Below are 20,291 nucleotides of genomic sequence, written 5' to 3' on the forward strand. Positions count from 1 at the left end.
ATTTTTCCTGATCAGACAGGCATTCTCGGTTTAACGCGCCGTTACTTACTCAACTCGACCGATGGATCGAAGCTAAGCCGAGAGTGAAACGAAAATACTTTTGAATCTCGTTGCTGTACTAACCTCACTTTTTTCCTTGCTCATCGTCTCGCTCTGCGCGTTCGGAGTGATTCCGCCGAACCGAGTCATTGGAGTACGCACGAATACAACCCTCCAGTCCCGAAAAACGTGGAACACGGTCCATCGACGGGCTCTCGTCCCTCTGGCTGTCACAACGGTGGCAGTGGCCGGTTGCTGGCTTCTCTATCTGGCAGGAATTGTCGAGAGTATCGCATCAGCTGGCTTCGGTCTAACGGTCCTAGTGGCTGGATTTCGCTGGGCGTGGACACGCGGCGTACGTGGCATCCAACATCCCGCGGATCATGCTGGATGACAGCGCCCGTCTCCCGCCAGCGGAGCGACCTGCGAATCAGTCGAGATATGCCCGAAACCGTGATCGGGTGGAACCGCAGAACAGCTATCTGATCGGTCTGCCGTGTTGATGGAAGAGAGTTCCGCAAGCCGAACGTCTTGCGGGACGGCGTGTCGGTCGTCAGCGATTGGTGCCCAGTAGCGGGCCGAGTGCGGAGACAAGGCGCTCTGCCTGAGAGCGGGCCAGCTCCGCATCGCCGTGGTCCTCGAATTCACCAATTTCGACGCCGACAATGGGATTGTGCGCGAGGCGTGTGGCAACGGCACTGAGATCATCGAGCGTTAGACCATGAGGCACGCTGTAGTCGGTTGGCATGATTCCGGGATCGAGCACATCGCAATCGAGATGGAAATAAATCGGCCGGTCCGAAATGAGTCGATCGAGCTGCGTGAGCATGTCGGGTCCGGCCGCGAGGGAAATCGTGCCATCGTCGACGTGTGATTGCTCCGCTGGGTCCAGATCGCGAGTCCCCCCGAGAACTACGTTTCGGGGGTCGAGGCCGGCTCCAAGTCCGGAGTCCCACCAGCCAAGTGAGGCGCTCAGGGCCAGGCCGCCGAGGTAACCGGTTGTGGTGTTCTCCGGGGTGTTCAGATCGGCATGGGCATCAAACCACACCACAATGGCGTCAGGATATTGTGCGGCAACGTTGGGGAGAGTGGCGATGGCTGCGGCGCACCGCGGCCATGCAAACACAGGATGGCCTCCCAAGTTCAGGACGGCGGCGTGAGCCGCTTGCAACGACCGGAGCCCGAGCAATGCTGCTTCCAACTCGACGTCCCAATTACCGTTAATTGCCGGTTCGGGATGCCCGAGGACAGTCGGCTCAATTTCCAGCCAACGACCAAGGGCGGCTCCCACGATGGCAGCGCCCTTCATCCCTCGATCATTATGGTCCCCGATGCGCCCGGTATATACGACGACACTTCTGCTCATGTTGGATCCATCCCATTCGAACACGCTCAGACGTGCGTGTTCCCGACGCTACTGCACGGCATGTGCAAGCGACCATTTCGCCAGTTCCTAGACTGACGTCATGTCTACTTCGAGTTGTGATGTGCGCGTGTGCTTCGTTGGTGACTCCTTCGTCGCCGGGCCCGGCGACTCAACCGGCCTGGGCCGGGTTGGTCGAATCTCCAATGAGTCCCATCGTCGGGGGCTGCCCCTGACAACCTATAACCGCGGCGTCCGACGCGACACGTCGCTTCTCATCTGCGAACGGCTCGCCCGCGAGGTCGCGCCACGGCTCGCGCATGCTGAGATCCCACGGATAGTTGCCTCATACGGCGTTAACGACACAGCCCTGGAAAACGGAACCACCCGAGTCAGCCGCGCAGACAGCGTAACCGAGCTTCGCAGCATCGGCATTGTTAGCGGCCGCACTGAACTAATGTTCATAGGACCGCACGCGGTCGACGACGACCACCAGAACGAACGAATCTCAGACCTCAGTGACGCCCTGCAGGAAGAGACGAAAAGCCTGGGCATTCCCTATCTTGAGTGTTTTGAGAGCACAGTGGCTGACTCGGTCTGGCGACGCCAGGTCCGCGAGGGCGACGGATTTCATTCGGACGCCACCGGCTACGGGCACCTTGCCGCCATCGTCGAGTCGCCACTCCTCGAATGGCTCAGCCCGCACACCATCGGCGCGTCCCAAAACTTGGTCCTGTAGGAATCAACATTTCAAGCGTTTCGGAACGGGAAGCCTCTACAGGACACCGTTCACTTGATACTGAACTCGCTCTGTTGCGCGTGATTCAAGGTCCCATAGACCGAACCGGCCGCTGACCATGTCGTGTCACCCTGATTAATTCGGGGACCGCGTCCAGGGGCTCAGGCTTTCCAGCTGGACGTTCACGACGTTGGGGCCAGAGAGGAGAGTTCCAACAGCCGTGAAGTCTGGCTGAGGGAGGATGCTGTCGGTCGGATCGATGCCATTGAACTGTCGAACGCTGACCCGCCCTGAGTTTGTGGACGAGAAGATGACCGGTTGCTCAGCGCCTGCGTACAGATAGGCGTCGTAGCCGCCGGTCTTGGGCAGTGCGGGAAGCGCCGAAATAGGTGACACAGTAATGGACCAGTCACCCGCGCCAGGCCCGACGGCGATCCAGCCTGCCGGGCCAACGGAGGAGTCAAGGCCATAGGCAGCGCTGGCGGCATGCCTTGATAATCCGCCATGCCAGCTTCGTGGTACGTGCCGTCTTCACCATAAACCTGCGCGCCGGACTGTTCTTCGGCCCAGTGGCCGGGTGCCCACGTGATTGTATAAAAGCCAGATTTGGCATCGTCGGGAAAGACAATTTCATCAGCCGCTGCCTGTGACGGTGAAGGCCTCGAACGTCCCGAATGTCTGGTCCGCCCACGCCTGAGCAGATTCCTGCGCAATGGGTTCATCCGTCTGGGCGGGCGTCGAAGAGGCCGACGCTGATGAATCGGGTGCGACGGGTTGCTGCGCTTGGCAGCCTGACAAGACAACAGCCGTTACAGTCGCTGCGACCAATACGAATGTCACACGTTTCATAGAATCCCCTTGCTGTCTATCGTCGACTCCGCGTTGAGATGACGCCGTCGGGCTACATCTTGGCGACCCACTGTTTCAGGTTGAGTTTTGCACTGCCCCAGCTCGATGGACAATTCGACAGTTGCGGTTGCGGTTGCGGTTGCGGTTGCGGTCGCGTGTGTGAGGTCTAGGCGTGGGCCGTGGCTCGGACGCAGGCTCTTCAACTTGCGCCGTGACCTTGGGCTGCGGTCCGAACGAACAAAGAAGCCCGCAAAAGGAGCGTCATTCGGGACGCTCGAATTTCGAGCCTTTCGCTGATGGCCGCCGGACCAAGGCTTATTTTGGCTAGCTCATTTCGTGTCGTGTTGTTGTAGGCGCGGCCGAAACTGCGGCCGCTAGCGCGGGGGCGTTTGTAGGACGCGTCGGCGTTTCTTGGCGACCATGACGGTCGTAATGAGTAGGCTGCCTGTAATGACCAGGCTGGCGTATAGGTAGAGCTGGAAAGGTCCGCTACCGAAGCTGCTGAATAGGGCGGGTCCGCTGATGATCCAGAGATATCGGTCCGGATCGCCGTGAATGAACCAATACAGGATGACTGGGCTCACGACAAGCAGGAGTCCCGCCCCGATGGGTGACGGCTCAAACTTGCCCCCAGTCGATCTGGTCATGGCCTGGACTATCCCCCCTGAAGAATGCGTGTAAGTGCGAATGGCTCATCCTTGCACTCGCTCGACCTGTCCATCGAAAAATACGGTAAAGGCCCCGCGATCGTCGTTAGCCGACCGGTTCAACGGCATCCGCCGGCCCTGCGGTGAATGGACTACCTCGGCCCTAAGACGCACGCCTACCAGCCGAGCCGAACTGCGGATTTTGCGCCATTGCCGCGAGAGGAATCCCTATCGGAACTGCTTGAGGGCTTCACTGTATCGCTGGTGATCGTCGCGGGTCTCGTCCGTGACGAGGAGTGTGTGCTGCCCGATGACGCGAGTGTAGGAGCCTTGGCAGGGGATGGTGACGATTTTGCTCAGCCCGGTTCGCCACGCCGGGATCAGCGCTTGGAGGGACAACCGTTCCGGATCATTGCCCACGGAGAGTGGGTGGCGTTGCGTGCGAGCCTGGAATCGTGCGAGATTCCACGTCTCGTACTCCGCAGTGAAGGCGTCGTCGCCGAATGATCCGCTCCACGATGGCCCAACTAGCCTGGCCAACAGGTCGGCGCGCTCCGGTGACCCATCCGTGGTTTGGCGGAGCTGGGCGAAGATCGTGCTGTCTTGAAGCAGGCCGGCATGGTGAATGCAGGCGTTCCAGATCACCGGCCAGGCATCCAGCCAGGTCTTGGCCGCGTCGGAGGTTTCGGTTCGGGCGTGTGCTCGGACCGAATCGTCCGACAGGAGAGGAGGAAAGTCAGCGCTGATCGACTGAAGATTCCAGGTTTCCCGGATCCAGAGCAGATCAACGAGCGTGTCCGCGTCATCGTCGACGGTGATGACCATGTCGCGCGGCCAGGGATTCCCTAGCATCCGAAAAGATGATCGCAATGTTTCCTCCTCAAGACCGGATGCCAACAGTTTCACATGGAACGCCGCCCGCAGGGGGAACGGCGAGTTCATTCCGTTGATGCAACGACTGGTCGAATTTGCTGATCGTGACGTCAAACGGGGTGAGCGGCGAATAGTCGTCCATTCGCATGACGACACTGATGATCGACATAATCGGCTGCGGCGCTCCGCGGGGACGCGTGGTCGCGGGCCAGGCACGAGTCGTATGCCGCACGGTGCCGAGGGCAATCCGTTGGTTCGACTTGCGGTGAATCCAGGGACATCCTCGGTACGGCCAAGCCGGAGCGATGAGTTTGATCCATGGCCAGCCAGGTAACGAGTGGGTGGGAGGATGGACACGAGCACATTGGGGGAAATTTGCGTTTTACAAGTATGTCTAGAAATTCCATCGCTACTGACACTGCTGGGCGGGCTGTGGTCCCCTGTCTTCCTAAGCTGAGCGTGCGAGCAGGCGCCCAGCAACAACGGCAAGCGTTCGAGCTTTCGGAGGCTTTGTGATGGTCGCCGGTTCCGTTGTGCCCGCAGGCTTTGGCGGAGAGCCGCTTGTCCATATTGAGCATTTTCGGATGTATTTTGCTGGGGCATCGGTCGTTGCGGATCTCTCTTTCGATGTGATGCGGGGGGGGGGGGGGGAGACGTTCGGTTTCCTCGGTTCCAATGGATCGGGCAAAACCACCACGCTCCGGGCGTTGCTGGGGATTTATCTGCCGACCGCGGGCGTCCTGCACATTGATGGACGTCCGTTCACGCCGGAGGCCGGTAGCCGTCTGGGCTACCTTCCGGAAGAGCGCGGGCTGTATAAGAAGGAATCCGTCCTGACTGTGATGACGTATTTTGGTCAGCTCAAAGGCTTGAGCAAGAAGGCCGCGGTGTCCTGGTCGATGAACTACCTCGAACGGGTGGGCTTAGGGGTAAGGCGAAGGTTCGTGTCGACAAGCTCTCTGGTGGGCAACAGCAGAAGGTCCAGCTCGGCGTCACGATCATGAACGACCCGGAGCTGCTCATCTTGGATGAGCCCACAAAAGGTTTCGACCCGGTGAATCGGCGCCTGCTGATGGACCTCATTGAGGAGCAGAAGCGGGCGGGGGCCACGGTAGTGATGGTGACGCATCAGATGGAGGAAGTGGAGCGGTTGTGCGACAGGGTGATCCTGCTCAAAGGAGGCCGTGCGGAGGCGTATGGGACGATTCCCGAGGTTCAGAATCAGTACGGCGGGACCATGATCCGCATCGGTTACTCCGGTGAAATACCGGAGTCACCGTATTACGACATCAGTCTCCGCGACCGCAACTATGCCGAACTGACCCTCACCGGCACCAACACTGTTGACGAGGCCCTGATTTTGCGTGACCTCGTCGACGCGGGAGTCCTGGTCCGCAGCTTCACGACGAGCAAGCTCTCACTCGAGGAGATCTTCGTGAGCGTGTATGGCGAGCAGAACGAAATGGCCGGTGCTTGATATGGGACGAAATAACCTCCGTACAGTCATCAGCTTTGAAGTTGGCCGCACTTTGGGTAAGAGGAAGTTCTGGTTCATCACCTTGTTGGTCCCGATCGCGATTGGCATCGTGATTGCCTTGGTGAGTCTGGGGAACTCGACGGCCGCGAGCACTATCAACGCTCAATCCGACGCGAGACTCACTTTCACCTACAGCGACGCGTCCGGGTACGTCGACCCCGCCGTGGCCACGGCGCTAGGCGGCACGATCGTCACCGATGACGCGGCGGCGATCGCTGCAGTCAAGTCCGGGGAGGAGGACGCCCATTTCGTATACCCCGCTGACCCGGCCAAGACGCCCACTCAGGTGTACGGGCTGATAAGGGTCTGTTCGGCAATGGCGAGTACGACGGTGTCGCCACCCAGGTCCTCAGTATCAGCGCTCAGGACCAGATCGGGGACCCCGCACTAACAGCACTGGCCCAGGGCAACGTCTCCGTGACCACGACCACCTTCACCGACGGGGAAGAAACAGCCGGATTCATGGGCATAATCCCGCCGCTGATCTTCGTGGTCATCTTCTTCCTCGTCTTCATGCTGCTCTCCAACCAAATGCTCATTAGCACGTTGGAAGAGAAGGAGAACCGGGTCACGGAGATGATCCTCACCACGTTGAATTCCACCGCACTGATCAGCGGGAAGATCATTTCCCTTTTCATCGTTGGGTTTGTTCAGGTGCTCGTGTTTTTGGTGCCGGTGCTGGTGGCTTACGTGTTCTTCCGCACGTCGCTGAACCTGCCGGAGATTGACCTATCCAGCTTCACTTTCAATCCCGTACAGATGATCATCGGCGCCTTGCTCGCTCTGAGTGGGTTCGCTTTGTTCACCGGCACGTTGGTCGCGATCGGGGCCGTCATGCCCACCGCGAAAGACGCGGGCAGCTGGTTCTCCGCATTGATCGTACTGATGATTGTCCCGCTCTACTCCCTCTCGCTAGTCCTGTCAGACCCGAACAACCCCGTCGTGCAGGTGTTCACATACTTCCCGTATTCGGCGCCGATCACCGCGATGCTTCGCAACGCGTTCGGTTCTCTTGCCGGCTGGTAAGCCGCCATCGTCATCACGGAACTGTTCCTCCTGAACGCTATCGTGCTGCAGCTCGCCGTCCGACTTTTCCGATATGGATCCATCGAATACACGAACAAAGTATCCTTCAAGACTGCGTTCTCTCGGCCGAAAGTTATCAACACGGCCAAACGCTGACCGCTCGTGGCAACAAGCTCATCCGAACCCACCATGTCTTCGCGCCGCCCGCCGCCGATAGTGCTTCATTGCGCCCGCCGTGGGCGTTTGCGACGATGATTTCTCGTTGGAATTCTGCCGGGACGGAGAGCTTCCCGAACATGGCGCAGGTTCACTATGCGCGCTTGCAATGTCTCTTGGGCCGGTGCCAGACTTTGCACATGGAAGCTCCGCAGATCCACCCCGCACAGCTGCATCCCGCGCGTTACTCAGCGTGCACCATTGTTCCGCCTTACTTGCTCACACGGTTGGCCGAACTCGGCGATTCCCGATTCGCGCACGCCGCTGCTGCCGCGAGACACTCGTTGCTGTGGGACTCGCGGATTCGGCAATTGCGTGATGGGAAGCAGCCGCTGGTCCAACCGGGAGCACGCAGCGTCACCACCCGCACGCCCGGGGAGTGCGATCGCACCATTTCAGATGCCGGTGGCCTCGAACGCCTGCCGGGACACCAGGTGCGCAGCGAGGGGGAGCCTGCCGGAACCGACCCGGCCGTGATCGAGGCGTATGACGGGCTCGGTGCGACCTATGCCTTGTATTGGAACTATTTTGGGCGCGACAGCATTGATAACAGCGGCCTGCCGATGGACGCAACTGTGCACTACGGTCAGAAATATGACAACGCATTCTGGGACGGCGAACGTATGGTGTTCGGCGACGGTGACGGCGAGATTTTCAACCGGTTCACAATTTCGCCGAGTGTGATCGGGCACGAACTCACGCACGGCGTTATCCAGTTCACGGCGAACTTCAATTACCACGGCCAGTCGGGAGCGCTCAACGAGTCCATCTCTGATGTGTTCGGGGCGCTCATCGAACAAAACGCGAAGGGGCAGTCTACGAGCGAGGCCAGTTGGCTGATCGGCGAAGGCATCTTCACCGAACAGGTCGAGGGCACCGCTTTACGCTCGATGAAAGCGCCAGGCACGGCCTACAACGACGACGTGCTCGGGAAGGATCCACAGCCCAACAGCATGGCCGGCTACGTCGAAACAGACGACGACAACGGCGGGGTACACCTGAACTCGGGCATTCCCAACCGGGCGTTCTATCTGATCGCCGATGCCGTTGGCGGCAACGCATGGGAGACGCCGGGTCGCATCTGGTACGACACGTTGACCGGCACCGCGCTGAACCCTCAGAGCGACTTCGCCGCCTTCGCTGCGGCAACGGCCGACACTGCTGCCTACCTGTATGGAAATGGTTCCCCCGCCCACAACGCAGTTTTGCAAGCTTGGGCTACGGTCGGGGTGGTGGCTTCCAGCCCCGCACCGCTGCTAAGTACGACCAGCACGCCGAGCGCGCCTGACACGTCACTACCGCCGGCCTAGCCGGCCCCGGTGGTCGAGCCGGTGGCACCACTGGCACCGCCGATGCTGGAACCGCCGCGTGGGCCGTTCGTCACACACCCACCGGAGTAACATTTCGGTATGAACGTGATCGTCTCACGCAGCGAAGGCATGCCGGGAATCCGCCTCACCCGGGAAATGCAGGTCCAAAGCAGCCCGACTCGGGCACCTGAGTAGATTTTCTCAATTCGTTGCCGTGGGACGACGTTACCGACAGCGTCGTTGCCCCCGATCGATTCACGTACCGGATTCGGTACGCCCCGCACGAGCAAGAGTTCGTCGAACCCGAAGTGAACGGACCCTGGCGCGACTTGGTCAATCGAGTCAAGGCCATCAACGGAATGTAGCCGCCCAAACTCGTTCGGTCACATTGTGGGTCTAACTTGTTCAACTCGCGGTTGCTAAAGAACAGCGCGAGTACGACCTGCGCCAGGCGCTGCGAGAGCGTTAGGACATCCGCGAGGCTACACGCGCGATGTTCACACGCCGCAGCACCGGTGACTGAACGGCAGTCTCCGCGTCGGCCGCGGAGGTCTGCGATGGGTTAGCCGATGCGGATGAGTTTCTTGTTCACGAACTCGCTGGCACCGAAGTGTCCGAGTTCGCGCCCGAAGCCGCTTCTTTTCACCCCACCGAACGGCAGCTCTGCGCTGTCTGCGCCGACGAGGTTGACGTAGACCATGCCGGCTTCGATGCGGTCGGCGACCCGCAGGGCCTGCTCGGGATCGGTCGTAAACAGGTAGGAGCCGAGCCCGAACGGAGTGGCGTTCGCAAGGGTGACGGCGTCATCTTCTGAGGCTGCTCGGTAGACGGATGCTACGGGGCCGAAGAGCTCCTCGTGGTATGCGTCGTTGTCTGGCGTGATATCGGTGAGCACGGCAGACGGGTAGAAGGCGCCAGAGCGTTTGCCGGTTGCTGCCAGGGTCGCTCCCTGTGCGACGGCGCGCTCTACCTGTTCCTGAAGCTGCTCGGCCGCGCCGAGGGAAGAAAGCGGGCCGTAGTCTGCACCCTCGACGGTCGGGTCGCTGGGAGAGCTCGCCAAGATGGCGGCGGTGAACTTCTCCGTGAACTCATTATAAAGCTCATCGATCACGATGAATCGCTTAGCCGCGTCGCAAGCCTGCCCGCTATTGCGGCGGAGGCGACCTTCGACGGCGGTAGCCACCGTGGCATCCATGTCGTCGGTGCTGAGCAGGATGAACGGGTCTGACCCACCCAGTTCCAGGACGACTTTCTTCAGGTGGCGACCGGCCACTTCGGCGACGGCCGCGCCGGCGCCCTCCGAACCGGTGAGGGAGACGCCCTGTACCCGCGGGTCGGCGATGATCGCGGCGACCTGCTCGCTGTCCGCGTACACATTGGTATAGGTGCCAGCCGGGAAACCCGCGTCGTGGAAGATTTGCTCGATCGCGGCGGACGACTCCGGGCACTGCGACGCATGCTTGAGGATGATCGTGTTGCCGTTCATGAGGTTCGGTGCGGCGAAGCGCGCAACCTGGTAGTAAGGGAAGTTCCATGGCATGACCCCAATCAGCACACCGAAAGAGTTGGAGCGCACGAAGGCGGAACCCTCGCCGCTGAGAAGGGTGATTGGTTCGTCCTTCAAAAACTCCTGCGCGTTGTCGGCGTAGTACCGGTAGATGTCGGCGGAGTAGTCGATCTCGCCGAGCGCTTGGTCGACGGGCTTTCCCATCTCGCGCACGATGATGGCCGCCAGCTCGTCGCGGCGCTCCTCATGCAAATCGCCAACCCTGCGCAAGAGTGCGGCCCTGTCGGTTGAAGAGTTGCGTGACCAGCCTCGGTGTGCCTGATCAGCCGATGCGATGACCTGCTCGAGTTCATCATCCGAAATCTGCGGGTACGTCTTGATGGTCTCGCCTGTGGCGGGGTTGATAACGGCGTAGTGGCTCACGAGCCACCTCCTTCTTTCACGGTAGGACTACTGTTCCGGAAATTGTCACGTAATACGAGCCAATCATCTTCGCGGGAATTGTCAAGGCAAATGAGGCCAGCGGGAGTTTCGTCGCGGGGTAGTCCACTTATTCTGCTGGGGTGATCAGTGGGCTGGTTTGTGAATTCGTCGAGTATCCGGCGCGAGGTCGTGTGGCGTTCGGTAACAATTTTTTTGCACTGCTTTGACGCTGCGCCTGGGAATGCCAGGCCAGCGTGGTGAAGCTAAGCTGGTGCCGTAGAAGGTGACTGCGGCATCGATGTGCAGTGTTGCTGCCGCTTACAATGCGAGGGTGCCTCCCATGGAGAAACCTATTATCGCTACTTTCTGTGCTCCCTGGGCGCGAATCCAGGCTTGGGCGCTCTCGATGTCACAGGTGAGCCCTGCCGTCGTGAGGGTGTTGTGGTATCGACGGGCTCGCGCGAATTTTCCATCGGTAACGACGGGGTCTTTGATGCGGTGGTAGAGGTGCGGCGCGGCGGTGATGTAACCGCAGTCGGCCAGTCGAACGACGAGATCGGCAACTGGCGCGGAGAGGCCCCACACCTCATGGAGCACGATGATTCCAGCCCGTGCTACGCCCGCCGGCACTGACACTGTCAGTGGGACATCGCTAGCCCCTGCCGTTTTTTTCGCGTGCGAATGGTTGGAACGGGGCGGGATTGGTTGCATGCTTTCTCCGTTCCTTCAGGGCTTCCGGTAATAGCGGCGTTACCGGGGCAAAGCCAGTCTTCGGATTCATAGTGTCTGTACCCCGCGTTGGTGTACAGGGGAAAGCATCGCTCACAATACCTACGTCCGAGCCCAGACAATACGAGAGAAGCCAGAGATAACGTTCGTGCGTGAGATACCACCGAATCGCTTCCGGGGCTGTTGCCATTGTCATGGGGACGTTTCTGTTGTCCGGGTGCATATCGACTGGTGGCGGCGGGCCGGCTTCGGACCGGACGCCGGATTTCTCTCCATTGGCTTCCGGTATCGCGAGCGAGTTGCTCGATTCTGACCGGTTCACCGAAGCGATGGCGGAGCCAGCCAAGGTGATGATCAACGTGCACGTGCCATTCGAAGGAGCGATCGCCGACTCCGACCGAATGACCCCCTATGACCGAGTCGGCACTGACGCGACTCTGCCAAACGACACGGAGACTCCGCTCGCCATTTATTGCCGCACGGGACGGATGAGCACCGTCGCCGCTACTACCCTCGCCGAACTCGGCTACAAGGACGTCGTCGAACTCGACAGCGGTATGGACGCATGGGTTACATCCGGACGCACGCTGCTGTCGGAACCACCGGCCTAGGTCGTGTTGAATAAGCCCCAATCCACCGCTTTGCCTAGGGTGATCGGCGGCCCTATCTCCGAGAAATCCGGAGCGGCTGTGCTATCGCTGGGTTTCGTCTTTGGCCGAGTAGATCGCAGCTTTTGGAGTGAGCCGCGGTTGGGAGTCATGAAGGCATTTGATAACTTCGACGAAGACGTAAAGGTGCAATAGTGTGCGTCAGGGAGGCTGGTGGTCATGCCGACAATGTCTGCGCTCGAAGGTGCGTTCTGCCGCAGTGCACCATGGCGTCTTGCGGCGCGTCGGGTCGTCTCGTGGGCGAGACAGGGTATTTTGCTGGCCGGTGACGTTCTTGAGATCGGAGGGGGTAGTGGCGCGACGGCCGACGAGTTGGCGCGGGCAAATCCGTCGCTGCGCCTGACGACGACCGACTACGACCCCGTGATGGTTGGCGCCGCACGGAAACGTCTTGCAAAGTATTCGCACGTGGCGGCGCGTCAAGCCGACGCCACACAGCTTCCCTTCGATGACGAAACTTTTGATTTCGTTGTAAGTTTCCTGATGCTGCACCACGTTGTTGACTGGGAGAAGGCAATCGCAGAGGTCGCGCGTGTGCTCCGGCCCGGCGGCATTTTCATCGGTTATGACCTCACTGCCTCTCGAGCAGCTTCGTGGGTGCATCTCGCCGATCGCTCCCCGCATCGGCTCATCGAACGCGGGGCCTTCGAACCTGTCCTCGGACACGTCGGACTCGATGTTATCGGGCTGAGGTACTCCTTCGGCGGTCGAGTGCTGCGATTCGCTGCACGCAAGCCTGCGTTGTCCACCTGACATGAGCGGAGGCGTGTCAGGCGTGTCAGGCAGGTCCATCGACCGCGACTAGACGTCGACCCGTCAACCAGTACGGCGGCGCGTTCTTGACAGCAATTGGCTGGGCGACCCGCTCGTGGGCGTCGTGGCTGAGTTCATTCACGGCTGATTCGCACGACTACGGCAACACGTCGATTTCGAGCAGTTGTTGTTCGCTGAGTTGTGCGTGGGTCGTCGATGCCGGGTGAATCACGAGAGTTTTCGCGTTGCCGATGTTGACCAGATAGCTGGCGAAGTTCACCAACTCGATAATCCACTGGCTGATTGTCAGCCGCGAGTTGAGCGCCCACTGGAGAGTACAGGCTGTTGGACCGTTGTGAAGCCCAGTTCGCGCGCGACCGCTGCTTGCTCGGTATCGCGCGTGGCGAAACCGTGTTTCTCAACTGGGTTCGGCGAACTCCTCGGCGGCACGGTCCGCACAAGCGAGGTGCCTGGCGTCCATGGCGCGCGTACCGGATGACGGCATGATGTCCAATACTCGGGCTTCGATCAACGCCTGTCGTGCATCGACGACTGTGATGGTGGCGTCGATCGGCCTGAGGTCTACATTGAGTGATCGAAGAAGATGCTCCGCGGCTCGTCCCTCGCTCGAGCCGACCGGATGAGCACGACTGTCACTTCAATGCGCATCAACGAGCCGGTGATGAGAGCATGTTCTCCGACGCGCAGGAGCGCCAGCGTCTCCGCATGTCTAGCCTCATGTACGAGGTAGGGCCGCGCTATAAGCGTGCTGAATAACTAGCGAATTGGCTCTTTTGCCAATTAAAATACTCAATCAAATCACATTCTTATTCAGGAATATATGCATTAATCAGCAGTCTTCTAGCATTGAGGAGTCTAGGTAGACACTCACCGGACGTCACGCCAATCTGCCGTGATCGTGTCCAGGATCGGTCCGGCTCCGTGCATGGCCTCGAGGAGCGCGTTCGCGACTCCGGCTGGGTCGACCGGCCGATCTAACGGCGGCCAGGCAGTAGTCGCAGATTGCTCTTGGTGAGCTTCACCGCCTCGCCCGTTCCTCCATTCATGACCACCTTCGATACAGCCAGCGCGAAACCGCGAACCATCTCCCCGGTGATCGTTGGCGGAAGCGAGAGCGCCATTGGATCGGTGACCAGGTCGACGAGTGCCGGCCCGTCATGCGCGAGAGCGGCTTCGAGGGCGGAACGGATCTTGGTGGGCTTCTCTACGCGTTGGCCGAAGATCCCGAGAGCGTTGGCCACGGCCGCGTAGTCGACGGAGGGCATATCGACGCCGAAATCGGGGAAACCGTCGACGAGCATCTCGACTTTGACCATGCCGAGAGTGGAGTTGTTGAAGACGATGATCTTCACTGGCAGCGCGTTGGCGGCAACGGTGATCAGTTCGCCCATCTGCATCGACAGTCCTCCGTCGCCGCACATTGCGATCACCTGCCGGCCGGGGTGGCTGAACTGGGCGCCGATGGCCTGGGGTAAGGCGTTGGCCATCGACCCATGTAGGAAGGAGCCGATCAGCCGCCGCGAGCCGTTCGGGTTGATGTAGCGGGCCTGCCAGACGTTGCACATGCCGGTGTCTGCGGCAAAAATGGCGTCTTCCACCGCGAGGTCATCGAGCAGGGATGCTGCGAACTCCGGATGGATCGGTATCTTCGTGTCCACGTTCTTCGCATAGGCGCCGACCACGCTGTTCAGCAGCCGATCGTGGCGCTTCAGGGTCTTGTCGAGGAATCGCCGGTCGTTGCGCGGCGCGACAAGAGGAGTCACGGCCGCGATGGTGGATGCCACGTCGCCGTGCACCGGGAGGTGCACGTTTGCGCGACGGCCCAGGTGTTCTGCTCTGGCGTCCACCTGGGCGATCCGTTCAGCTGTACCGTCCGGTAAGAACTGGTCGTAGGGGAAGTCGGTGCCGAGGAGAATGAGGAGGTCGGCGTCGTGGATGCCGGCGTGCGCAGCGCCGTAGCCAAGCATGCCGGTCATGCCCACGTCGAAGGGGTTGTCGTACTGGATCCACTCCTTGCCACGTAGGGTATGCCCGACCGGAGCGGCCAGCAGGTCAGCGAACGCCACGACCTCATCGTGGACGCCGGCCACCCCAACTCCGGCGAAGATCGCTATCCGCTCTGACTCGTTGATGGCATCAGCGAGAGCCACCACGTCGGCGTCGGCAGGTACCAGCGCGGGCCGACCCGGACGAGCCAGATCTGGCGCTACGCCGACGGCGCCTTGTTCGGCGATGTCGCCCGGGAGACTGATCACCGCGACACCCCCGAGGCTGATCGCATGCCGAAGCGCGGAGTTGACCACCCGCGGAGCTTGCGCCGCGGTGGAGATCAGTTCGCAGTAATTGGAACAGCCAACGAAGAGGCGGTCGGGGTGGGTCTCCTGGAAGTATTCGCTGCCGATCTCGAAACTCGGGATATGGCTGGCTATCGCAAGAACAGGGGCGCCACTACGGTGGGCGTCATAGAGACCGTTGATCAGGTGCAGATTGCCCGGCCCGCAGCTTCCAGCGCAGACAGCGATCTCTCCGGTGAGTTGCGCCTCCGCACCAGCCGCGAAAGCGGCGGCCTCCTCGTTGCGCACGTGCACCCAGTCGATGCCGCCCTTGGCCGACCCGCCGGTTCGCCGCACCGCATCCACGATCGGATTCAGGCTGTCGCCGACGATCCCGTAGATGCGGCGCACTCCGGCCTGTAGGAGTTGGCCAACGAGTTGATCTGCGACGGTGGATGTCATGAATTCATTCAACGCGCCGTTGCTTCAAAAGGATAGCCGAGAAGGCGTTTTCCTGTTTTTTCTCGGACGGCGCTCATATGCGGTTGTGCGAGAAGCATCGTCCCCCTGGGAAGAATTCAATATGCCTAGAACTGTGCGCGTCGCCGTCAACGCATACGGTGTCATAGGAAAGCGCGTCGCAGATGCTGTGCGTATGCAATCCAATATCGAACTCGTCATGATCAGTGACGTCGTGTCCGACTATCGAATCAAGACCGCGGTGACGCTCGGCATCCCGTCTACGCCTCGGTGGAGGAGAAAACCTCGAAGATGGCGGCGGCCGGAGTGCGTCGCTTGAGAAATGCACGGCCTGCTCCATGGTGTGGACGTCATCGTGGACTGCAACCCAGTGGGAATCGGCGCGGCGAACCTCGACCACTACCGGGAAGGCGGGGGTCAAAGTCGTCTTCCAAGGGGCGAGAAGCACGCGTTCACCGGGCATTCCTTCGTGGCGCACGCCAGCTACGAGTCGGCGTTGGATCGGGACGCCACACGGTTCGCTTCCTGCACCACCACCGCGCGCACGCTGTTCGCGGTGCGGGACTCAAACCTGCTCAAGAAGGCTCGGGGCGTGCTCATCCGGCGGGCCACCGACTCGTGGGAGTCCGATCACTCGAGCATCATGAACACGATGGTGCCCGAAAGAAGTGGATGGCTCCATCTCAGGGTTTGGTTAGGTGTCGGTAGATCGTGGGGCGGGTGACGCCGAATTCTTCGGCGATGTGAGCGACGGTGTGAGCTCGTTTGCCTTCGGCGTCTTTCTCTTCATACATGTCGCGGGCCAGTCTGACTTGGCGGGGTCCGAGTTTTGGTTTCTGTCCGCCGGTCCGTCCTCGTGCGCGGGCCGCGGCGAGTCCGTCGCGGGTGCGTTCGGACATAAGGGCGTACTCAAACTGGGCAATGGAGCCCAGGATCTGGAAGAACATCCGCCCGGTGATGGTGGACGTGTCGATGCCCTGGTCCAGAACTACCAAGTCAACGCCGCGCGCTTGGAGGGTGTATTATAATTCGTTGAGGTTTTCCAACGATCGGCCGAGCCGGTCGAGTTTGGTCACGACGAGCTGATCGCCGGGCCGGTTGGCCGAGAGCAAAGCTCTGTCGAGTTCGGGTCTGCGGGAGAGTTTTCCCGAGGCGGTGTCGAGGTAGATCTGCTCACAGCCGGCCTCGGTCAGGGCGTCGTGTTGGGCTTCGGGGTGCTGGTCGCGGGTGGAGACCCGGCCATATCCAATTCGCATACCAAAAACGTATCATCAACCCGGTAGCACGTTACATAGACGAGTACACGGCAAGCATTACAAAATCCGCTCCGTGTTTCCGACACCTACTGGACCTGTCCCGAAGTGTCTTGCGAACGATCGTTACCGAACGTCACACGCCGAACGCCACAAACCCTAGCGTCGGATATTCGACTAATTCATAAGCCACCCTAGTCGGGGATAGAGACGGACTTCGACTGTGGGCCGGCACGGGCAGTGAGGGCGCCGAGTTGTGGATGTCTGTCCTGACCGACGGGTTCCACGGGATCAGCGAGCAGGTTACGGGCAGTTTTTTCAGCCCGTCACAGACCAGGAAGAACGCGTCGGGCACGCGTGGGTTCTTGATGACTCTCGTGCCAGGTAAACCCATGAGAACAGCGCGGCTGAGTGTTGCGGTTCACAGATTCAGCGACAAAGTCCTGACCGTGCCTTAAGAGAGCGGATCGCGTGTTATTTGCTGTTGTTTTCTTCTTGGAGGGCGGCTAGCGCTGCGAGAAGACGTTCATCGGCTTGATCAGCAACGTTCTGTATCCCTGGCGAATTGCTCAATTGGACCATAGTTTGTGGGTTGATGGCTTGCACCGTGGTGGTATTCGCTGATGGGCTGCGTCGGATGACGACGTTACACGGAAGCAGCAAGCCCATGTCGGGCTCTGCGGTGAGTGCTTGTTCGGCGAGGGCTGGGTTGCAGGCGCCCAAGATCAGGTAGTCGCCAAGTGATTGTGCGCTTTCCACGCCGAGTTTCGTTTCGAAGGTCGCGTTGACGTCGATTTCGGTCAGGACGCCGAATCCCTGGTTGGCGAGTTCTTCCCGCACTCGGGTGACGGCTTCTTCGTAGGGCAGTGAGACGGTGATGGTGTGTGCGTAGTTCATTGGTTTCTCCTAATTCATTTTCTTGAATTGATGGTTGCGACCGGTGTCAGTTTGCGGTGATGACTCCCATCATTCCGCTGTCTTCGTGGTCGAGGATGTGACAGTGGTACACGGTACGTCCGCTGAAGTCGTCGAACGCGATACGCACGCGCACGGTGCTGCGTGCCGGGATGTTTACGACGTCCTGCCACATGATGGTTTTGACGGGTTGGCCTGACTGTTCGATGATCTGCATCGGCCACACGTGCAGGTGCATGGGGTGATCGAGCTGGCTGGTATTTGTCAGCAACCAGTCCTCCACGCTGTCGAATTGCACGGTCGTGTCGACCCGGGTGGCATCGAATACCTGGCCGTTGATCGTGGCTGACATCATGCCGCCACCCATGCCGTCACCCATGCCGCCACCCATTCCGTCGCCCGTGTCCCCGCCCATTCCGCCGCCCATTCCCATCGCGAAGATTAACTCGCGTCGGGCGGTTACGGTAGCCGTGCGTAGGTCACGTGGAACGGGTTGGCCGGGTATAGCGGCGACTGTGGCGACGTCGTCACCGGCTACGTGAAATGTGGCCAGCGCGATGTCGGCGGCCGCAGTGGAGCTTCCGCTTCCCACCATCATTCCGCCGGATATACCTCGATCGTAGGTGTGGGCACGCAGTGCGGAGATGCCGGCTGTGCCGGTGACGAGAAGGTCGGCCCGGTTCCCAGGGGCCAGCACGACCTCGGAGACTTCGTGCGCGGCTTCGAAACGTCCGGAGTCGATTCCGAGGAAGGACATCTGCTGCCCGTCGAGGCGCAGCCGCAGGTAGCGGGACAGGCAGGCATTGATGATGCGCCATCGTTCCCGTTCGCCAGGGCGGGCAGTCATCCTGGGGGTGAGTTGCCCATTGACCAGTACGAAGTCTCCCTCGCGTCCGGACATTTTCTCCATCGCTGTGGCCGCTGGAATTGTTCCCGTGGAGTCGAGGGTGAGGTCGGAGATGACGAGGACGCGTTCCCGGCTGGCGGGGATGGGGTCGGGGTCTTCGACGATGATGGCGCCGTAGAGCCCACCGAATACCTGATCGGCCACGAAACCGTGGTGGTGCGGGTGATACCAGTACACGCCCGGCGGATGATTGGCGGGCAGCTCGTACTGGTAATCGAAAGAGTCACCGGCTGCGACGGTGACGAACATGTTGTCGCTATTGTTCTCGGGCGAAACGTGGAGTCCGTGCACGTGCAGGTTGCTCGGGTCAGCCAGACCATTGCGAAGGCTCACGCTAAGGGTATCTCCCGCTCGAACGCGCAGTGTGGGGCCGGGCACGCCACCGTTGTAACTCAGCGCACGCACATCACGACCAGCGATGGTCACCTGTTGGGGTGAGGACTCGAGGTCAACGGTGAGAGTGCCGCTGACGCTCCGTAGCTCCGGGGGCTCTATAAGGTCGCTCCCGGATGGTATTGCCGGTGACGTGGTTGATGGGATCTGTTGATTGACGAAGAAACCCGTTCCGCCTACAGCTGTGCCCGCAATCCCCACCCCGCCGAGGATCAGGGCGCTACGGCGACTAAGGTCGGGCACTACCGGCCCTCCTCGAGTACCCGTAGCTGATCACGCAACTGCTCCGCAGTGATCTCCCCCCGAGCAAAACGCTCCTCAAGAATCTGCCTGGCACTGATCGAATCAGCTTGCCTCGGAGCGGTTCGCGTGTCATCGCTGCCGGATTTGTTTGACAGTAAACGAACAATGACATAAATGAGCACGGCAACGCCTGCAATAGCTAGCAGGCCGAAACCCCAGGACCATCCCATACTTCCGTTACCCCACATCATCTGAGTTGAGTTCCTTCCGTTCACTGATCCGTATCTCCACCGTACCCCTAGAGGTATAAGTCGTGGCTGGGTAGATCGTCCATGCACGTGGAACGGCACGTACCTCACACACCGGTGCAACCCGCTGAAACTCACGCAACAAGAAGGCCCAAACGCGAGGCTTTGATGGCTTCGAACTAGGCTGCGACGTGCTGGTAGGAACAGGGCGAAAGTTTTTGCGCGGACCGCGCGGTACGGCGTTCGTTTATGTGCGCAGCGCGGTCTTAGGAGAGCTGGAGCCCGTCATGCTAGACGGGCATTCCGCAGTCCCCACTGGCGTCGGACGGGCCGCCGATCACGCCCTGTCCTTGGGCCTGGAGGCTGTACAAGAGCGTGTCGTCGGTCTCGCGGGTCAGCTGCGGTTTGGTCTGGCGGCGGTGCCCTCGGTCACTGTCCACGACCGCGGGATCATCAGGTGCGGCACCGTAACCTTTTCGGTGAAAGGAAACAACGCCACGAATATCAAGGCCAACTTGGCAGATCACCGGATCAATGTCTCGGTAGCACCCTTATTCTCCGCTCAGGTCGACCGCGTCCCCACAGTGGACACGATTAAGGGGGATATGGTGGTGCGGGCCTCGGTGCACTACTACAACACGGAGGCTGAGATCCAGCGACTTGTTGGCTTTCTTCGGTGATCGTTCTGACATGTTGGCTTGGGCCAGTCCCCGGGCCGGTTTAGATCGCTGCGGCCAGGGTCAGGGCGAAACGATTTTGCGGATCCGTCCACTGCCCGGCCACGGAGAACCCCGCCGTTTCCATCTCTTCGACCACGCCGTCAAGGCGGAATTTGGCCGAAATTTCCGTTCGAAGTTCTTCCCCCTCGTGGAATTGGAT

At 60.4% G+C, this 20,291-nt stretch carries 18 protein-coding genes and 3 pseudogenes; 9 read left to right on the forward strand and 12 right to left on the reverse strand.

The genetic code is table 11. The features are described from left to right. The first annotated feature begins 166 nt into the window (after positions 1–166). On the forward strand, positions 167–433 hold the full coding sequence (locus CXY83_RS18480; RefSeq protein WP_369831111.1) for an SdpI family protein: 267 nt from the start codon (positions 167–169) through the stop codon (positions 431–433). Between the two features lie 159 nt (positions 434–592). Here the strand turns inward: CXY83_RS18480 and CXY83_RS00710 are convergent, their stop codons facing one another. Next, positions 593–1,429, reverse strand: a complete 837-nt coding sequence (locus CXY83_RS00710) for an arginase family protein (RefSeq protein ID WP_199184841.1) — start codon at positions 1,427–1,429, stop codon at positions 593–595. A gap of 76 nt (positions 1,430–1,505) precedes the next feature. On the opposite strand from CXY83_RS00710, the gene CXY83_RS00715 reads away from it, so the two are divergent. Further along, positions 1,506–2,141 carry a GDSL-type esterase/lipase family protein gene (locus CXY83_RS00715; RefSeq protein ID WP_104195518.1) on the forward strand — a complete coding sequence of 212 codons (636 nt, stop codon included), beginning with the start codon at positions 1,506–1,508 and terminating at the stop codon, positions 2,139–2,141. Positions 2,142–2,276: 135 nt separating this feature from the next. On the opposite strand, the gene CXY83_RS00720 is transcribed toward CXY83_RS00715, so the two are convergent. From CXY83_RS00720 to CXY83_RS00730, 3 genes are all read right to left on the reverse strand, one after another. After that, entirely contained in the window at positions 2,277–2,537 is a 261-nt protein-coding gene (locus CXY83_RS00720) for a hypothetical protein (protein ID WP_104195519.1), read from the reverse strand. 827 nt (positions 2,538–3,364) lie between these two features. Continuing rightward, positions 3,365–3,637 carry a hypothetical protein gene (locus CXY83_RS00725; protein ID WP_104195520.1) on the reverse strand — a complete coding sequence of 91 codons (273 nt, stop codon included), beginning with the start codon at positions 3,635–3,637 and terminating at the stop codon, positions 3,365–3,367. A gap of 228 nt (positions 3,638–3,865) precedes the next feature. Next, positions 3,866–4,579: a hypothetical protein gene (locus CXY83_RS00730; RefSeq protein WP_158251781.1), complete on the reverse strand. Its 714-nt coding sequence runs from the start codon at positions 4,577–4,579 to the stop codon at positions 3,866–3,868. Between the two features lie 515 nt (positions 4,580–5,094). On the opposite strand from CXY83_RS00730, the pseudogene CXY83_RS00735 reads away from it, so the two are divergent. The 4 genes and pseudogenes from CXY83_RS00735 to CXY83_RS00745 all read left to right on the forward strand — a co-directional run bounded on the left by CXY83_RS00735 (position 5,095) and on the right by CXY83_RS00745 (position 8,599). Continuing rightward, positions 5,095–5,987: pseudogene (locus tag CXY83_RS00735) on the forward strand (ABC transporter ATP-binding protein). Positions 5,988–6,039: 52 nt separating this feature from the next. Next, positions 6,040–6,438, forward strand: coding sequence for a hypothetical protein (locus CXY83_RS17950; RefSeq protein ID WP_233200495.1), 399 nt, complete (start codon positions 6,040–6,042; stop codon positions 6,436–6,438). Positions 6,439–6,464: 26 nt separating this feature from the next. Continuing rightward, the gene (locus CXY83_RS17955; RefSeq protein ID WP_233200496.1) at positions 6,465–7,073 is read left to right on the forward strand and encodes an ABC transporter permease; all 609 of its coding nucleotides are present in this window, start codon (positions 6,465–6,467) and stop codon (positions 7,071–7,073) included. Positions 7,074–7,429: 356 nt separating this feature from the next. Further along, the gene (locus CXY83_RS00745) at positions 7,430–8,599 is read left to right on the forward strand and encodes a M4 family metallopeptidase (RefSeq protein WP_104195522.1); all 1,170 of its coding nucleotides are present in this window, start codon (positions 7,430–7,432) and stop codon (positions 8,597–8,599) included. A 562-nt stretch (positions 8,600–9,161) separates the two neighbouring features. Here the strand turns inward: CXY83_RS00745 and CXY83_RS00755 are convergent. Together CXY83_RS00755 and CXY83_RS00760 are read right to left on the reverse strand one after the other, a co-directional pair. Beyond that, positions 9,162–10,529, reverse strand: a complete 1,368-nt coding sequence (locus tag CXY83_RS00755; RefSeq protein WP_104195523.1) for an NAD-dependent succinate-semialdehyde dehydrogenase — start codon at positions 10,527–10,529, stop codon at positions 9,162–9,164. A 318-nt stretch (positions 10,530–10,847) separates the two neighbouring features. Further along, positions 10,848–11,159 (reverse strand): dienelactone hydrolase family protein, encoded by a 312-nt coding sequence (locus CXY83_RS00760; RefSeq protein WP_158251782.1) that lies wholly within the window; start codon positions 11,157–11,159, stop codon positions 10,848–10,850. A 374-nt stretch (positions 11,160–11,533) separates the two neighbouring features. On the opposite strand from CXY83_RS00760, the gene CXY83_RS00765 reads away from it, so the two are divergent. Both CXY83_RS00765 and CXY83_RS00770 read left to right on the forward strand, forming a co-directional pair. After that, positions 11,534–11,869, forward strand: a complete 336-nt coding sequence (locus CXY83_RS00765; protein ID WP_158251783.1) for a rhodanese-like domain-containing protein — start codon at positions 11,534–11,536, stop codon at positions 11,867–11,869. A 216-nt stretch (positions 11,870–12,085) separates the two neighbouring features. Beyond that, positions 12,086–12,679, forward strand: coding sequence for a class I SAM-dependent methyltransferase (locus CXY83_RS00770; RefSeq protein WP_104195533.1), 594 nt, complete (start codon positions 12,086–12,088; stop codon positions 12,677–12,679). Positions 12,680–12,836: 157 nt separating this feature from the next. On the opposite strand, the gene CXY83_RS00775 is transcribed toward CXY83_RS00770, so the two are convergent. From CXY83_RS00775 to CXY83_RS00805, 5 genes and pseudogenes are all read right to left on the reverse strand, one after another. Then, positions 12,837–12,959, reverse strand: coding sequence for a hypothetical protein (locus CXY83_RS00775; RefSeq protein WP_369831110.1), 123 nt, complete (start codon positions 12,957–12,959; stop codon positions 12,837–12,839). Between the two features lie 715 nt (positions 12,960–13,674). Continuing rightward, positions 13,675–15,435, reverse strand: coding sequence for a pyruvate dehydrogenase (locus CXY83_RS00780; RefSeq protein WP_104195526.1), 1,761 nt, complete (start codon positions 15,433–15,435; stop codon positions 13,675–13,677). A 701-nt stretch (positions 15,436–16,136) separates the two neighbouring features. Next, positions 16,137–16,709 (reverse strand): annotated as a pseudogene (locus CXY83_RS00790) (recombinase family protein). 471 nt (positions 16,710–17,180) lie between these two features. Beyond that, positions 17,181–17,603 carry a DUF302 domain-containing protein gene (locus tag CXY83_RS00800; RefSeq protein ID WP_104195529.1) on the reverse strand — a complete coding sequence of 141 codons (423 nt, stop codon included), beginning with the start codon at positions 17,601–17,603 and terminating at the stop codon, positions 17,181–17,183. Positions 17,604–17,649: 46 nt separating this feature from the next. Beyond that, positions 17,650–19,164, reverse strand: a complete 1,515-nt coding sequence (locus CXY83_RS00805; RefSeq protein ID WP_104195530.1) for a multicopper oxidase family protein — start codon at positions 19,162–19,164, stop codon at positions 17,650–17,652. A 424-nt stretch (positions 19,165–19,588) separates the two neighbouring features. Between CXY83_RS00805 and CXY83_RS00815 the strand changes: the two are divergent. Further along, positions 19,589–20,092: pseudogene (locus CXY83_RS00815) on the forward strand (aminotransferase class V-fold PLP-dependent enzyme); the annotation flags it as partial. A 40-nt stretch (positions 20,093–20,132) separates the two neighbouring features. Here the strand turns inward: CXY83_RS00815 and CXY83_RS00820 are convergent. Next, complete coding sequence (locus CXY83_RS00820; protein ID WP_255408711.1) at positions 20,133–20,291, reverse strand: L-histidine N(alpha)-methyltransferase; 159 nt, start codon at positions 20,289–20,291, stop codon at positions 20,133–20,135.

It is taken from the genome of Cryobacterium sp. M15 (genome assembly GCF_002929675.1).
Classification (GTDB): Bacteria; Actinomycetota; Actinomycetes; order Actinomycetales; family Microbacteriaceae; genus Cryobacterium; species Cryobacterium lyxosi.

Coding starts and splice junctions, on each gene's coding strand:
- CXY83_RS00725 (WP_104195520.1), bottom strand. CDS start 3,637: ATGACCAGATCGACTGGGGGCAAGTTTGAGCCGTCACCCATCGGGGCG.
- CXY83_RS00745 (WP_104195522.1), top strand. CDS start 7,430: ATGGAAGCTCCGCAGATCCACCCCGCACAGCTGCATCCCGCGCGTTAC.
- CXY83_RS00780 (WP_104195526.1), bottom strand. CDS start 15,435: ATGACATCCACCGTCGCAGATCAACTCGTTGGCCAACTCCTACAGGCC.
- CXY83_RS00730 (WP_158251781.1), bottom strand. CDS start 4,579: ATGAACTCGCCGTTCCCCCTGCGGGCGGCGTTCCATGTGAAACTGTTG.
- CXY83_RS00715 (WP_104195518.1), top strand. CDS start 1,506: ATGTCTACTTCGAGTTGTGATGTGCGCGTGTGCTTCGTTGGTGACTCC.
- CXY83_RS00770 (WP_104195533.1), top strand. CDS start 12,086: ATGCCGACAATGTCTGCGCTCGAAGGTGCGTTCTGCCGCAGTGCACCA.
- CXY83_RS00800 (WP_104195529.1), bottom strand. CDS start 17,603: ATGAACTACGCACACACCATCACCGTCTCACTGCCCTACGAAGAAGCC.